At 53.6% G+C, this 15,253-nt stretch carries 13 protein-coding genes; all 13 read left to right on the forward strand.

What is annotated here, in order from left to right:
- Positions 1-40 precede the first annotated feature (40 nt).
- Genes rsmH through ftsA form a run of 13 tightly spaced genes read left to right on the forward strand, consistent with a single transcriptional unit; the run spans position 41 to position 15,237 of the window.
- Positions 41-961, forward strand: coding sequence for a 16S rRNA (cytosine(1402)-N(4))-methyltransferase RsmH (gene rsmH, locus H6507_05290; GenBank protein ID MCB9368501.1), 921 nt, complete (start codon positions 41-43; stop codon positions 959-961).
- 5 nt (positions 962-966) lie between these two features.
- Positions 967-1,317, forward strand: coding sequence for a hypothetical protein (locus H6507_05295; GenBank protein MCB9368502.1), 351 nt, complete (start codon positions 967-969; stop codon positions 1,315-1,317).
- A 3-nt stretch (positions 1,318-1,320) separates the two neighbouring features.
- Positions 1,321-3,336 carry a transpeptidase family protein gene (locus H6507_05300; GenBank protein MCB9368503.1) on the forward strand — a complete coding sequence of 672 codons (2,016 nt, stop codon included), beginning with the start codon at positions 1,321-1,323 and terminating at the stop codon, positions 3,334-3,336.
- The gene (locus H6507_05305; GenBank protein ID MCB9368504.1) at positions 3,320-4,786 is read left to right on the forward strand and encodes a UDP-N-acetylmuramoyl-L-alanyl-D-glutamate--2,6-diaminopimelate ligase; all 1,467 of its coding nucleotides are present in this window, start codon (positions 3,320-3,322) and stop codon (positions 4,784-4,786) included. The genes H6507_05300 and H6507_05305 overlap by 17 nt, the downstream gene beginning before the upstream one ends.
- Positions 4,783-6,153, forward strand: a complete 1,371-nt coding sequence (gene murF / locus H6507_05310; protein MCB9368505.1) for a UDP-N-acetylmuramoyl-tripeptide--D-alanyl-D-alanine ligase — start codon at positions 4,783-4,785, stop codon at positions 6,151-6,153. Before H6507_05305 ends, murF begins: the two co-directional genes overlap by 4 nt.
- A complete protein-coding gene (locus H6507_05315; GenBank protein MCB9368506.1) occupies positions 6,153-7,271 on the forward strand; it encodes a phospho-N-acetylmuramoyl-pentapeptide-transferase in 1,119 nt (372 codons plus the stop codon). The genes murF and H6507_05315 overlap by 1 nt, the downstream gene beginning before the upstream one ends.
- A complete protein-coding gene (gene murD / locus H6507_05320; protein ID MCB9368507.1) occupies positions 7,271-8,611 on the forward strand; it encodes a UDP-N-acetylmuramoyl-L-alanine--D-glutamate ligase in 1,341 nt (446 codons plus the stop codon). Before H6507_05315 ends, murD begins: the two co-directional genes overlap by 1 nt.
- Positions 8,608-9,786, forward strand: a complete 1,179-nt coding sequence (locus H6507_05325; protein MCB9368508.1) for a cell division protein FtsW — start codon at positions 8,608-8,610, stop codon at positions 9,784-9,786. Before murD ends, H6507_05325 begins: the two co-directional genes overlap by 4 nt.
- Before the next feature lie 3 nt (positions 9,787-9,789).
- The gene (gene murG / locus H6507_05330; GenBank protein ID MCB9368509.1) at positions 9,790-10,863 is read left to right on the forward strand and encodes an undecaprenyldiphospho-muramoylpentapeptide beta-N-acetylglucosaminyltransferase; all 1,074 of its coding nucleotides are present in this window, start codon (positions 9,790-9,792) and stop codon (positions 10,861-10,863) included.
- 9 nt (positions 10,864-10,872) lie between these two features.
- Complete coding sequence (locus H6507_05335; protein MCB9368510.1) at positions 10,873-12,261, forward strand: UDP-N-acetylmuramate--L-alanine ligase; 1,389 nt, start codon at positions 10,873-10,875, stop codon at positions 12,259-12,261.
- Positions 12,245-13,183, forward strand: coding sequence for a UDP-N-acetylmuramate dehydrogenase (gene murB, locus H6507_05340; protein ID MCB9368511.1), 939 nt, complete (start codon positions 12,245-12,247; stop codon positions 13,181-13,183). The genes H6507_05335 and murB overlap by 17 nt, the downstream gene beginning before the upstream one ends.
- Positions 13,155-13,973, forward strand: coding sequence for an FtsQ-type POTRA domain-containing protein (locus tag H6507_05345; protein MCB9368512.1), 819 nt, complete (start codon positions 13,155-13,157; stop codon positions 13,971-13,973). The genes murB and H6507_05345 overlap by 29 nt, the downstream gene beginning before the upstream one ends.
- Before the next feature lie 4 nt (positions 13,974-13,977).
- The gene (gene ftsA / locus H6507_05350; protein ID MCB9368513.1) at positions 13,978-15,237 is read left to right on the forward strand and encodes a cell division protein FtsA; all 1,260 of its coding nucleotides are present in this window, start codon (positions 13,978-13,980) and stop codon (positions 15,235-15,237) included.
- Positions 15,238-15,253: the final 16 nt, after the last annotated feature.

The raw sequence follows: 15,253 nt of genomic DNA on the forward strand, positions 1-15,253 counted from the left end.
ATTTTTTTACATCGCTGCTCATTGACGCCAGACCGAAAACATGAATTCGCCCAACACCTACCACGTACCCGTCATGGGAAAAGAGGTGGTGCAGTGGCTGGTTTCAGATCCGAATGGAACGTATGCTGATTTCACCGTGGGGGGTGGCGGGCATTCTCGGCTGATATGGTCTCAGCTTGGCGAGTCAGGCAGGGTGGTTGGAATTGATCGCGATCCAGACGCGATAGCCGAAGCGCGGCCTACGTTGCCGGAAAACAACGACCTTTGGAATATACGATTCTCGGAGACACTGAGCAAGTTTTTTCCGCTGTATGGCTCAGTTTTTTCAGGAATTTTGATGGATCTCGGCGTCTCCTCGCATCAATTGGATGAAGGAGCACGCGGGTTTTCCTATCGTGACGACGGTCCACTCGATTTGCGGATGTCGCAAAAGGGGGAAACGGCCGCAGAGTTATTGGCTGGGCTGGACGAGAAATCGCTGAAAGACATGTTGAAATCTCTTGGCGAAGAACCGCAGTCGGCCCGAATCGCGAAGGCGATTGTCAGATCTCGGACAGAAGAACCCATTACCCGCACGGCTCAGCTCGCCGAGATCATTCGTAAGTCCGTGCCCGCGACGGCTCGCAAATCCCTTCCAAGAGTCTTTCAGGCTTTGCGCATGGCGGTCAACAGCGAGCTTGAAGAATTGGAAAGCGGACTTGAAGCTGCGTGGCAGCTCTTGAAGCCGTCGGGCAGGTTGGTCGTCCTGACCTACCACTCTTTGGAAGACCGTCCGGTCAAGCAGTTTATGCAATCGAAGGCGAAGCCGGTGACTCCGCCATTGACCGACCTGCTTGCACCGCCACCTCGTCCGACCGGGAGCTATCCCGTGCGCGGACCTCTCCTCCCCACTCCAGAAGAAATCGCGGACAATCCGCGTTCACGCAGCGCCAAACTGCGTGTCATAGAGAAGATCTCGTAATCCTCGTGTCCACCGTTTCCATTCCAGCATCCGTTTACCGACCCAAGCGGGTCCCACGTGTCTTGCGCAAGCAGGCCACGCTTCTGCGTATGCTTGGGTTTCTCGCGTTTGTTGCGGTTGTGGCGATGTTGATTGCATGGCGCAACTTCACGGCACAGCAATTGACCATTGACGTCGCCCGTCAACGGACCCAACTTCTCCAACTGAATCAAGAGATTTCACATCTGACCGGCTCGATTGAAGCTGCTGCCCCTTACAATGAAGTGGCGGACTGGGCTTTTCGGAAGCACGGCTGGAAGTCGCGCGCGGGCCGCGTGGACACGGTGCGCGTTGCCAAGTCCGGAACCAGAAACTAAGAAATGACTCCTCCGCTTTCCTCCAAACTGCAACGACAACGCAAGCGTGAGATATTGCTCGCCTGCGTCTTTCTGCTCGTGATGGCGGCATTTGCCGGCCGTTTGGTGCAGCTTCAAGTCGTCGAGCACAGCCGTTGGCGAGAGTTGGCTGAGCGGCAAATGTACAATACGGCGCACGAACCTATGCCGCGCGGAGAGATTCGTGACCGCAACGGCATGCCCATGGCCGTGACATTGCCCTTGTCGTATGCCGTGGGATTCAGGCCTTCAGACAATATACCTCGCGACAGTATGACGACGATTCTGTCGGAGTATCTACCTCTTTCAAGTGATGTCATACGCCGCAAGCTTGATGCTCGGGGCTATACATATTTGGCTCGGCGGGTTGACTGGCAAGTCCAACAACAGATCGAAGACCTTGAACTTCCCGGAATCGAATTCGTGCGCGAAGCACGCAGAAGTTATCCGGCGACGGTTGCCGCAGGGACGGCGGTTGGGTTTACGAATGTGGATGGAATCGGCCAGAATGGAATTGAACAGGCGCTCGACTCACTGTTGAGCGGTGACAAGCGCGACGTGCTGGTTTGGAATGACGCACGGCGCGCCGTGCCCGCGGTAATGAGTCCGATGGACGACGCGTTGACGTACTCGGGCGCAAACGTCTATTTGACGATCGACTTGCAGCTTCAAGCGATCCTTGACAATTGCATGTCAACCGGACTGGCCGACAAAAAATTTGAGAAGGCGTGCGCACTCCTGCTTGATCCGCATACAGGGGAAGTCCTGGGACTCTCAACCGTGCCCCAATTCGATCCGAACTCTCCGGGCGACACCGACGGAGAGTTTCGCCGTTGCTGGCCCGTGACGGACTTGTTCGAACCGGGGTCGATCTTTAAGGTCGTCACCGTGGGCGCGGGGCTTGAAGAAGGAATCGTACAACCTTCGACCATGATCGATTGCGAAGGCGGCAATTACCGAGTGCCGGGCAAGACTCTGCACGACGCGCACTCATACGATGTTCTCTCGGTCTCCGAAGTCTTCGCGAAATCTTCGAATATCGGTTGCGCAAAAATCGCCGAGCGAATGTCGGCTGACGTCGTCTACAAGTGGATTACGCGGTTTGGTTTTGGGACGAAAACCAACACCGGACTTTATTACGAACCGAGCGGCATTGTTCCCAAACCCGCGCATTGGAGCGGCCCGACGAGGTCCAACTTGGCCATCGGACAAGGCGTGTCCGTAACCGCTTTGCAAATAGCCGCGGCATATGCTTCAATCGCCAACGGTGGACTGTTAATGCAGCCGAAACTGATTCGCGCACTGGAATTCCCGACCGGCGAAAAGGTCAACTTCGATCCAGTCGCGATGGGACCAGTGCTTTCTCCCGAACATGCCACTGAATTGACGCGCATGATGGAGCTCGTGGTGAAAGATGGAACCGGAAAAGCCGCCGGAATTGAGGGCGTGCGCATCGCTGGAAAGACGGGCACGGCGCAAAAAGTAAACTTTGCCGAAAAGACCTATTATTCGAATCGGTACGTCAGTTCGTTCGCGGGCTTCTTCCCTGCCGACAATCCGCTGTATGTGTTAATGGTGGTTGTCGACGATCCGCGCGGCGCAGGTTACTACGGCGGACAAATATCCGCGCCGGTTTTTGCGTCGATTGCCCGTGAGATACTGGAAGAACGCCATCCTGAATTGTTGCCGGAGCCGAAAGTTGAATCCGCCGGCGATACTCTCAAATCCGAAATTGAAACGGATTCGTCCGAACACGAGAAATTTGCTTTCGACACATTGAAATACGTCGACGTGCCGCGCGTACGCATGCCTAACCTGATTGGATTGCCGTTGCGGTCCGCAGCCAAGCAAATGGAATTCGCGGGACTCGACATCGACTTGGAAGGTTACGGAGTCGTTTTCTCGCAATATCCACCGGCCGGCGAAATGGTGCCGTTGGGTTTTTCGTGTCGAGTTGCAGCGCGTCCGATGGGATCAGCCGCGTATGCTTCAACTAACTGAACTGGCACGCGCAGTCGAAGGAGAAATTCTCGGAACTGCGAAAAATGTTGGCGTGCGCGGAGTGGCCTACGATTCGCGTAGAGTATCACCCGGCGACGTGTTCGTTGCGATTTCCGGATTGAAGGACGACGGATCGAGGTATGTGCGCGACGCGATTGCCAAAGGCGCCGTAGCAGTTATTCAAGATCGTACTTTGAAAACTTCATACGAAGTACCCGTGGTCGGAGTTGCGACTCCCCGTGCGGCGCTCGCGAAGGCTGCATGGAGTCTTGCGGACACTCCGAACAAGAAGTTGAAACTCGTCGGCATCACGGGCACAAACGGCAAGACAACGGTTGCTGCAGCGCTGGCGAATCTATTGACGTTGTGTGACAAGCCTTGTGGAGTCTGCGGCACATTGGGCATGTTCTTTGGAGAGCACAAACTCGAAAGCGACCGCACGACGGCGGAGGCTCCTGAACTTGCCAGGGCTTTTGCGGATATGCTTGAGCGCGGAGCGACTCATGTGGCCATGGAGGCTACGTCGATTGGCTTGGTGATGCACCGTTTGGATGAACTTCAATTTGAGGTCGGCATCCTGACCAACATGTCACGCGATCATCTCGATTTTCACGGCACATGGGAGAACTACCGTCAAGCGAAGTCGATGCTTTTCGATTCGAGCAGGCTCGCCGGAACGGCTGTCATCAACGCAGATGATCCGGAAGCGGACTACTTTCTTCGCCACACAACTCGCCCTTCTTTGTCATATGGATTGAATGATGCCTGCGAGTTCTGCGCCAGTGAAATTCAGCTTCGCGCCGATGGGACGAGCTTTCTCTTACGCACACCAGAAAGCAGCTTTGAAATAAGTTCTCGGTTGATTGGCAAATTCAACGTGTACAATACGCTCGCGGTCGTCGCAGGAGCATATGCGCTGGGAGTCCCGCTTGCGAAAATAGTCGAAGTTCTTCCCGGACTGACTCCTGTTCGAGGTCGCGCTGAAGTGGTTCCTTCATCAGCTTCTTTTGCCGTATTGGTCGACTACGCGCATACACCGGACGCGTTGGAAAAGATTCTCTCGACCATGCGCGATCTAACAAAAGGCAAATTACATTGCGTAATCGGCGCAGGCGGGGATCGGGACAAAGGCAAACGTCCACTTATGGCGCAGGCCGCAGAGAAGTACAGCAACGTTGTTTACTTGACTTCGGACAATCCACGCAGCGAAGACCCGCAAGCTATTCTGGACGATATGTTAGCGGGGGTGGCGTCGTCAAACAAGATTCGCTCCAATCCTGATCGTCGCGCGGCGATTTGTGCAGCCCTTCAGTCGGCGAAAGCAGGCGACGTCGTGGTGGTCGCGGGTAAGGGGCACGAGACTTATCAGGAAATTCGGGGCATCAAGCATACCTTCGACGACGCGGACGTGATTCGCGAGTGGCTTCGCCAGAGCGGCTTTTTGACATGATGCTTCCGACGTTAGGTTGGCTCAAGGCTGAAACGAGCAGTGAATCGGAACTTCCCGAGAATGCTCCGCTTCATGTCTCAATAGACAGTCGAAAAATTCAGCCCGGGGAAACATTTTGGGCATTGAGCGGTACGCGGGACGGGCACGAATTTGTGGAACAAGCAATTCGCGCCGGAGCCGCCGCTGCGGTAGTCAAGCGTTCTTTTTCAGCCGGTGATCCCGACATCGACAGCAAGTTAATCGCGGTCGATGATCCAATGTGCGCGTTAACGGAACTCGCCCGGCGTTGGAGACAAGCACTGAAGTGTCGCGCACTCGGTCTAACAGGATCGGTAGGCAAAACGACGACCAAGGATTTCACTCTTGCCGCGTTTGCAAATGAACAGGGAGTATTCGCGACACACGGAAACTTCAACAACGAGATCGGCGTTCCCTTAACCATTCTTCGAACTCCCCGCGATGCCGCGTTGCTGATATGCGAAATGGGAGCCGCGCGAATTGGAGATATTGCTCATTTGTGTTCAGTAGCTTTGCCGGACAGCGGATTAGTCACGGCGATTGCCGATGCGCATACGGAAAGTTTTGGATCAATTGAAAACGTAATGCGCGGCAAAGGCGAGTTGTATGATTTTGTCGCCAGGCGCGGTACCGCGTTTGTTCCAACTGAAGACATGCGTTGCGTTCAAGCGAGTACTGCTTGCACGAAGAAGATAGGGTACGGGTTTCACTCACAACCTAATGACTGGGAGAGCGGCTATGTACAAGGCAAGGAATTGCTGTTTGACGATGAAGCCTGCGCGAACTTCGTTGCACTGGGTGAACGAATCAAGCTGTGCGTGCCCGGCAGGCCCGCAGCGAAAGCCGCACTTGCCGCAATGACAATCGCATTACATCACGGCATCGCGCCGCACGTAGCAGCTCAGAACATTTCCGCTGCGAGACCGGCAAGCGGACGCGCAAGTGTCAAGAAAGCCGGCGACGTCACGATCATCGACGATTCTTATAACGCCAATCCGGCCAGCATGCGTGCCGCGCTTGAGACTCTCTCGCTCCGACGTGCTGGACGAAAGGTCGTAATTCTCGGCGACATGCTCGAATTAGGTGAAATCAGCGATATCGCACATCGCGAAGTCGTCGAAGAACTTGATCACGCCGGAGTATCGCTGGCCGTGTTAATTGGCCCACGCATGTCTCATGTCGCCGCAGCCAGCATCGTAATGACACAATTAAGAATTTATCCCACGGTCGAGCAAGCGCTACCGACTCTTTCTCAGCTTGTGAAACCGGGCGACCTTGTGCTGGTGAAGGCGTCGCGCGGAATGGCGCTTGACCGCGCTGTAAAACGGATCGAAGAACAATTTAGCTGATGCTTTATCATTTACTGGTACCGCTGCGCGATCACATCATCGGGGCGAATCTCTTTCGTTACCTGACGTTTCGCTCCGCTCTCGCGGCCGTACTTGGTTTAGTGATATCTTTTTGGATTGGTCCCTGGTTGATCCGCCAGCTTAAGTCACATCAGCTTGGCGAAGAAATTCGCGCAGATGGTCCGGCAACGCACTTCAGCAAAGCAGGAACGCCTACGATGGGCGGCCTGATGATTCTTGCTGCCGTCGCGATTCCTACTCTACTGCTTGCGAACCTGAAGAACTTCTACGTGCTGCTCACTTTGCTCGCGTTCTTATGGATGGGAGCCATCGGGTTCTTTGACGACTATCTCAAGACCGTCAAGAAGAAAAAAGCAGGCCTTGTTGCGCGGCAGAAACTCGTTGCGCAAGTCGGGCTTGGTTTAGTGGTCGGAGTTTTTCTCCTCCTCTACTCGCACCTTTTCGGTCAGAATTTTCATCACAGCGTCACTCAGACGACCGTTCCGTTCGTGAAGCACGTCATGTTTGATTTTGGGTGGTTTTATCCGATCGTGGTAATGGTGGTGATCACGGGCACATCAAACGGCACAAATTTGACGGATGGTCTTGACGGCCTCGCGATCGGCGTAACGTCCATTGCTGCCGCTGCGTTCGCTGTAATCAGTTACGTAACGGGCAATGTCAATTTCTCCAGCTACCTTAATATTATTTATCTCGACGGTGCTGGCGAGCTGACGATCTTTTGTTCCGCGCTGCTTGGAGCGGGCCTCGGTTTTCTTTGGTACAATTCGTATCCGGCACAAGTTTTCATGGGTGACACCGGCGCGCTCGCACTCGGAGCGGCACTCGGTACGATGGCGGTCCTCCTCAAGAAGGAGTTTTTTCTCGTTGTGATCGGCGGCATATTTGTCGCGGAAGCGATCAGCGTGATGCTTCAACGCGGGTACTTCAAATACACGAAGAAGAAGTTTGGAGAAGGCCGGCGGATCTTTCGAATGGCGCCGCTGCATCATCATTTTGAACAATTGGGAATGCACGAAACCAAAGTAGTCGTGCGCTTCTGGATCGTGCAAGTGCTGCTTGTATTGATCAGCCTGACAATGTTCAAGGTCCGTTAATGATCACGACATTTTCCGGTATTCGTTTTGGAATACTTGGGCTTGGTAGAAGTGGAATTGGTGCTGCGGGACTTATAAAACGGCTCGGCGGGACTGCACTAATTTCAGACAAGAAAGATGCGGCTCATTTCACCGAGTTGCTTCCGAAACTTGCGGCGCAAGGTATCGACGTCGAAACCGGTGGACATGACCGGTTGTTCTCCGAGTTCTTTGACTTTCTAATCGTCTCGCCCGGAGCAGTTCTCAATGACGATCGGATAAAGCTGCTTCGAGCGAACGGGACGCGGATATGGTCGGAACTTGAGTTGGCGTCACGCTGTTTCGACGGCAAGTGGATCGCGGTCACGGGAAGCAACGGAAAAACGACAACGGTTACTTTGATCGACAGCATACTCCGCGAGGCGGGTCTCAAGTCCGAAGCCGTGGGCAACATCGGCACGGCATGGAGCGAACGCTTGCCGTCCAGCGATACGGACGTGTTCGTCGTCGAAGTTTCGAGTTTCCAGATGGAACATACATTTACCGCGAAACCGACCGTCTGCGTTTTGCTCAATGTACTTGAAAACCATTTGGACCGCCACGGTGACATCGAAACCTACGGCGCGTTGAAGCTAAAACTTGCGGCAAAGCAATCGAGTGAAGAGTTCTTAGTCTTGAATCGCGACGACCGTTTTCTCATGTCTCACGGCAGTGAAATCGCTGCAACGAAGAAGTACTTTGGCAGACAACCAGCCGAATGGAATGTCAAAGGCGATTCCCTTTTCTTAAGAAACAGCGAATCCGAAGAACTTGTGCTTTCGACGAGTGAATGGCCTTTGGTCGGACGGCATAACCTTTTAAATGCCGGTGCGGCGGGAGCTGCCGCACATTGTCTCAGTGTCTCAGTTGCAACAATCCGCGCAGGGTTACGAAAAGCAAAGGCAGTTGAACACCGAATCGAAGTTGTCGCAACGATTAACGGTATTCGATACGTCAACGACTCAAAGAGCACCAATCTTACGGCAACTTTGACGGCTCTGGATGCAATTGACGGCAGTGTTGTACTTTTGTTTGGCGGACGCCCAAAGCGCGAGAGTTTTTCTCCATTGGCAGCGCAGCTTGGCACGAAGATCCGCCGATTGATTGTTTTCGGCGAGGCTCGGGAAAAGATCAAAAGCGACCTCGGATCATCGAAAAATATTGAGTATTGTGATGACATGACAAGTGCGTTGGAAGCTGCGAACCGCGTCGCAAATTACGAAGACACGGTCTTGCTTTCTCCCGGCTGCGCATCATTTGATCAATTTGAAAATTTTGAAGAACGCGGCAAGCAATTCAAGAAGTTGGTTATAGAAAGATGAATCGACAACAAACTTCGGCATACTCTCCTTTCGGACAGGGCAAGTCTCCACTCGACATTCCGTTGATCGGAGCCGTGATGATGTTGTGCATTGCCGGAGTTGTTTTCGTGTTCACTTCATCGGCTGCTCATTCGTGGCAAACGACCAACGGCGATTCGATTACTTTTCTTACGAACCACTTGCAGCGTTTGGCCGCGGGCATAGTTGTGCTCGTGTTTTTCTATCACTTTCGCTATCAACTGATCGAAAAACTCGCACGTCCCGTGCTTCTTGCGGCATTTGTCGGATTGATTGCGGTTTTGATACTTCCAAAATTGCCGGGCACAACCGCGAAGAGGTGGATTGTGCTTTTTGGTTTGAGTATTCAGCCCGCTGAACTTGCAAAGTACGCTCTGATCGCCTATTTGTCGAAAAGGCTCTCAGAGATTGACGACTCCTCCTTCCCCGCCGACCGGAAACGAAAACTGTATGCGTTACTCGGGCTTGTAATCCTAACTCTCGGATTGATCATCATTGAACCGAACTTGTCGATGGTAATTTTGATCAGCGGCGTGACGATGACATTACTTCTTCTGCACGGACTTGAGTGGAAGAAGATCCTGTTATTGCTCCCGATCGGAGGACTCGGCGTCGGCGGAATTCTCATGATCAAACCATACATGGTCGAACGAATTGACGCGTTCGTCAAAGGGATTTCCGATCCGCTCCATGCGAGCTACCACATCCGCCAATCGCTCATCGCCATTGGCCAAGGAGGAGTTACAGGGCTCGGACTCGGACAATCCACTCAAAAACACTATTATCTTCCTGAACCATACAATGATTCGATATTTAGCATCATCGGCGAAGAGACGGGCCTGATCGGCGCATTGTTGTTATTGAGCGCGTTTCTTGTCGTCATCGTGCGCGGCTGGAAGATCGCCATGAATGCGCAGGACAGGTTCTCATATTATCTCGCCGCGGGAATTACATCGTCGCTTGCATGCTCAATGATCGTAAACATTGGAGTAAATTTGGCACTTCTTCCCGCAACAGGTCAGCCGTTGCCGTTTGTGAGTTATGGCGGCACGTCGCTGGTGATGTCAATGGCGGCGGTTGGAGTGTTGATGAATATTGCGAAGCAACAAAACACGTCGACCGCATGGAAAGGCGCGGCGCGACCGCTGTCGCTCTGAGTCATGCGAGTCGTGCTTACCGGCGGCGGAACCGGCGGTCACGTATATCCGGCGTTGGCGATTGCGGAAGCAATTCGAGAAATCGATCACGACGTCGACGTCCATTTTCTTGGGACTCCGACAGGATTCGAAAGCAAGGCAGTACCTCGCGCGGGCGAAACACTTCATCAAATATCCTCCGGTGGAATCGTCGGCAAAGGGATGGCGGCAAAACTCCGTGGGGCTGCCAAGGCGGGACTTGGTGTCGTTCAATCATTGTCCATACTACGAAGTCTAAAGCCCGACGTCATTGTAGGAACAGGTGGTTTTGTGATGGCACCTGTGCTTGTTGCAGCAAGAATTTTGCGCATTCCGTTTTACATTCAAGAGCAAAACTCCTTTCCGGGTCTAACGACCCGCAAGTTTGCCAAAAACGCTCGCACGGTCTTTACTGCATATAGCGAGGCAGGGCAATTTCTCCCCGGTGCAAATGTCGAATTGACCGGGAACCCTTTGCGCAAGTCAATCGTTGATTGCGCGGAAGAGTCTGTCAGCGCCGATTCGTCCGAAGCGCAACTTCTCATAACCGGCGGTTCTCTTGGTGCGCAATCGATTAACAACGCCGTTTCCGGTGCTCTAATGGAGCTTTGCGAATTGGCACAAGTGACTTGGCAGTTTGGCCGCAGCGGAATTCCAAGTTCAACTCCAAATGAATTGGTAAATGAGTTAACAAATTCCGGGAAGTTGATATCTGCGTCCTTTTTCGAGGATATGCCGCAGCGTTACGCGAAGGCAAATCTGATCGTCTGCCGCTCCGGAGCGATGACACTTTCCGAAGTCGCACTGTTTGGATTGCCGGCGGTGCTTGTTCCTTATCCGCATGCGGCACATAACCATCAGGCAACCAATGCAGCGGCATACGTCCGCAGCGGTGCTGCAACGGCCATCGAAGATCGCGTCTTGACTCCAACGACTTTGCTAGAAGCCTGTGCAACGATTGTCGGAAGCAAAGCAAAACAAACCGAGATGCGTTCTGCAATGAGAACGCATTCAAAGCCCGACGCAGCTTTTAGAATCGTCCGGGCAATACTAAAATAGCTCAACTCAATGACAGGATCACTTACGACATTCCGACACGTTCGCCGCGTTCACATGGTGGGAATCGGCGGAGCGGGCATGTGCGGAATCGCGGAAGTACTGTCATCCATGGGATTCGAAGTCAGCGGGTCTGATCTTGCTCGCAGCGACGTGACGGACCGACTGAAATCACTCGGAATTCGCGTGTTTCACGAGCACACGGGCGACCAGGCAGAGGGAGCTGACGTCGTGGTATTTTCTTCGGCGGTAAGACCAGAAAACGCGGAAGTGCGTTATGCTCGCGAACATCACATACCGACAATTCCACGCAGTGAAATGCTCGGCGAGTTGATGCGTTTGAAGCGGGGCATCGCCGTGTCAGGCACGCACGGCAAGACGACGACGACCTCTATCATCGGATCAATTTTCGCACACGCGAATCTCTCGCCGACGGTCATTGTCGGTGGGAAAGTGCGCGCTTTAGGAACGGGTGCTTCGACCGGAGGAGGAGAGTTCCTTGTGGCCGAAGCTGACGAATTTGACAGGTCATTTCTCCGGCTCTCCCCCACTCTTGCGGTTATCACGACTATCGAAGCCGAGCATCTCGATACGTATCTCGATCTCGAGAATATCAAAGATGCATTCGTTGAGTTCGCGAACAAAGTGCCGTTTTACGGGTTGGTCGTCGCGTGCGCGGATGATCCGCACACGATGGAAATTTTGCCACGCATCAAACGTCCGTCGCTTACCTACGGAAGAAGTGAGTCTGCGGCCTTTCGCGTAATTGACGAGAAGTACTCGGGACTTAGCTCGTTGTTCACTCTCAAGACACCTGAAGGCGAATCCATCGATTTCACACTTCAGATTCCAGGCAGGCACAATGTACTGAACGCCGCAGCTTCGGCCGTAATTGCGCTTGAAACGGGAATTTCGCCACACCTGATCCAAGAAGCACTGCAGAGCTTCTCGGGCGTGCATCGCAGATTCGAACGAAAAGGTGAAGTGAAAGGCGCGCTTTTCTTTGACGACTACGCGCATCACCCGACCGAAGTACGCGTGACGCTTGAGGCCGCGCGACGGTGCTGGCCGAACCGCCAGTTGGTGGCCGTTTTTCAACCTCATCTTTATTCCCGCACACGTGATTTCGCGGCGGAGTTCGCATCTTCATTGAGCCTTGCTGACAAAGTTGTTCTGCTCGACATTTATCCCGCACGCGAAAGACCGATTGAAGGCGTAACGTCGAAGCTAATCTTAGAATCGCTGCCTCTTTCGAAAGACAAAGCCATTCATCTCGAAGGCAACGAGAATCTCGACACCCGGATATTGCGAGAGGTCGCGGGCGGCGACATCGTCATTGCGATGGGTGCGGGATCTATCACAAACCACATTGACAAATTGATCCGTGAGCACGGAGTTTGATCAAAAACTCGAGCGGCTAAAATCCGTCGCTACTTGTTCTGTTCGCGAAGATGTTTTGCTTGCACCGCTTACGACGTTTCGAGTTGGTGGCAAAGCGGACATCCTTGCGGAGCCGAAGAACGAAATTGAGTTGCTTGAATTAGTGAATCATCTCAACGAGATTGGGATTCCCTATTTCTATTTGGGACTTGGATCGAATTTATTAGTTTCGGACGCCGGAATTCGTGGAGTAGTGATTCGTTCTCGCGGCGATCTTGCGTCCATGTCAATCGACGATACCATAGTGACGGCGGGACCTGCCGCGAGGCTGCTTTTACTGACGACTTTCGCAGCCCGGCACTCTCTTTCTGGGCTTGAACAGCTCTCGGGAATACCGGGAACGGTCGGGGGCGGTTTGTTTATGAATGCAGGCGCATACGGCGGCGAGATTTCCGACACTTTGATTGATGTGCGCGTGATGACGCCCTCCCTTGAGATTAAAACCTTTTCGAAGAACGACATTTCGTTCGGCTACCGCAGCGCGCCGGAGCTTCGCGACGTCATCGTACTGGCCAGCAGATATCAATTGAAGCGTGCGGAGCAATCTGACATCTTCTCCGAAATGCGGCGGGTGTGGCGCTTGCGCAGGGAAAAGCAACCGATTGAGTTTCCAAGCGCAGGTTCTATTTTCAAGCGCCCCCCCGGGGATTTTGCAGGCAGGCTTATCGAAGCCGCGGGATGCAAGGGCTTGCGCATTGGCGGCGCAACCGTGCCGACGACCCACGCAGGAATCTTCATCAACGATCGCGCGGGAACAGCGACTGAGATTGCAGAACTAATCAGAACAGTACGCACTCGAGTGCGCGATCAATTCTCAGTCATTTTGGAAAACGAGATACTCCCAGTAGGATTCGATGCCGATCCCTTCGAACTCAAAACTTAAGAAACGCAAGCGGAAAGCGCGCCTAAAAGCAGCTCTGTGGCTGATCGGAGTCTGTCTCGCTGTTGTGTTGGTAGTCTTTGCTAACCGCTTTATCAAGCGCGGCGTTGAATCACTGGCAATTCGTACGGTGTCGTGGACATGCGATGAAATCCAAATAATCGGCGGAGTTGAACTCTCGTCTGATTCAATTCTCGTTCTGTCCGGGTGTGAAACCAATCATCCTCTCACGAGCTACTCGACCCAGACAATAAAGGAACGTTTGGAGCTCAATCCGTGGATTCAAAGCGCAACCGTCGAGCGGCGGATTCCAAATGTCCTGTATATCGCAGTAAAAGAGCGAACGGGCGTTGCTTTGGTTAATGATGGCTCCAATCTCGCTGTCAGCGAAGACTTGGTCCTCCTTCCGGCTGAAGACAAATTGTGGAAAACGTCGTTGCCTTGGCTCTCTGTGAGCTCACCGTATTCAAGACAAGCAGGCAAAATGACCGAGCTTGATCCGCTACTTCCAGTTGCCAAAGAATTCATGCGCGTCAAGTCGCTCGCGCCGGACCTTGTCGAAAATTTCGCGGAGCTTTACCGCATCGAAGGGAATTGGGGAGCGGTACTGATGAATCCGGTTTTGTCAGTGACGCTTTCGTCCGACATTTCGACAGAAAATTGGCTCGCGCTTGATGAATTGCTCAGAACTTCATCCTTTCAAGATAGACTGGATTCGAACGCCGTAGTGGATTTGCGGCTTCCCGGATTTGTGACACTTCACTTGCCTGCGCGACAGGCGGAGGAATCTTAACAACATGAAACACTCGCTTTCGCATTCTGAGATTTTGTGCGGTCTCGATATCGGCACGACGAAAATCGCAGTGATCATTGCAGCGCCGAACCCTGACGGTGAGCCGCACCTGCTTGGCATGGGTTGCGTGCCATCGCGCGGCCTAAGGCGCGGCGTCGTAGTCAATCTTGAACAAACTGCGCATGACATCGCCGAAGCGATTGGCATCGCGCAGGAAAAAGCAGGTCTCGAAGTCGAAACTGTTTGGGCGGGCATCGCGGGCGAACACGTCAAGAGTTTGAACTCACGCGGTGTGATTCCGATTACGCGTTGGCGCGGCGAACAAACGGGCGAAGTGACAACAGGCGACGTCGACAAGGTCGTTGAAGCCGCGCGCACGATATTGCTTCCCCCCGACCGCCGAGTGCTGCACGTGCTTCCGCAGGAATACATGGTCGACGCCGAAGGCGGCATTCGCATGCCGATAGGTATGGCCGGTGTTCGTTTGGAGGCGGACGTCCACATTGTCCATTGCGCGGTTTCATCAGCTCAAAACATTATCGCTTGTTGTAAGCGCGCGGGCGTAGCGGTCCACGACTTAATTTTGGAGCCGCTGGCGTCGGCCGAGAGTGTGTTGACGGACGACGAAAAGGAATTGGGCGTCATACTTCTCGACTTCGGCGGCGGCACGACGGACGTCGCTGCGTTTCAAGGCGGGGCGATTCGTCACACGGCAGTAATTGGTTACGGCGGAGATTACATCACGCGCGACATTGCGATGGGTCTGCGCACGCCGATGGATTCGGCGGAAGAAATCAAGATTGAACATGGCGCGGCACATCATCGCGCAATCAGTCAAAACGATTTCCTCGAGATTCCCGGAATCGGAGGACGCGAGCCGCGCGAAATGAGCCGATCCATGCTCGTGTCAATCATCGGACCGCGAGTCGAGGAGATTCTAACGATAGCGCGCGACGAATTAAAGAAGACGCGCGTGCTCGAGCAAATTGGCGCCGGAATCGTATTGACCGGCGGAGGCGCATCCATGTCAGGTATGGCCGAGATCGCGGAAGAAATTTTCGCACTTCCCGTACGAATCGGTGCACCGCAGGAAATGCTCGACGCTAACGATCTCGGGCTCGGCCCCAAGTTCGCGACGGCGGTCGGCCTCGTTCGCCACGGCAACCGCCAGTACGCGGAAATGATTGCCTTAGGCAACAACGCCGAATCGTGGACGGCGCGCACGTCCAACAAAGTGCGCAAGTTTTTCTCAGAAATTTTCTAATAGCTTCACATATTCG

Source organism: Calditrichota bacterium, from assembly GCA_020637445.1.
Classification (GTDB): domain Bacteria; phylum Electryoneota; class RPQS01; order RPQS01; family RPQS01; genus JABWCQ01.

Excerpts from the sequence above, each read along its gene's own strand:
- rsmH (MCB9368501.1), top strand. The coding sequence starts at position 41 with ATGAATTCGCCCAACACCTACCACGTACCCGTCATGGGAAAAGAGGTG.
- H6507_05300 (MCB9368503.1), top strand. The coding sequence starts at position 1,321 with ATGACTCCTCCGCTTTCCTCCAAACTGCAACGACAACGCAAGCGTGAG.
- H6507_05305 (MCB9368504.1), top strand. The coding sequence starts at position 3,320 with ATGCTTCAACTAACTGAACTGGCACGCGCAGTCGAAGGAGAAATTCTC.
- murF (MCB9368505.1), top strand. The coding sequence starts at position 4,783 with ATGATGCTTCCGACGTTAGGTTGGCTCAAGGCTGAAACGAGCAGTGAA.
- H6507_05315 (MCB9368506.1), top strand. The coding sequence starts at position 6,153 with ATGCTTTATCATTTACTGGTACCGCTGCGCGATCACATCATCGGGGCG.
- murD (MCB9368507.1), top strand. The coding sequence starts at position 7,271 with ATGATCACGACATTTTCCGGTATTCGTTTTGGAATACTTGGGCTTGGT.
- H6507_05325 (MCB9368508.1), top strand. The coding sequence starts at position 8,608 with ATGAATCGACAACAAACTTCGGCATACTCTCCTTTCGGACAGGGCAAG.
- murG (MCB9368509.1), top strand. The coding sequence starts at position 9,790 with ATGCGAGTCGTGCTTACCGGCGGCGGAACCGGCGGTCACGTATATCCG.
- H6507_05335 (MCB9368510.1), top strand. The coding sequence starts at position 10,873 with ATGACAGGATCACTTACGACATTCCGACACGTTCGCCGCGTTCACATG.
- H6507_05345 (MCB9368512.1), top strand. The coding sequence starts at position 13,155 with ATGCCGATCCCTTCGAACTCAAAACTTAAGAAACGCAAGCGGAAAGCG.
- ftsA (MCB9368513.1), top strand. The coding sequence starts at position 13,978 with ATGAAACACTCGCTTTCGCATTCTGAGATTTTGTGCGGTCTCGATATC.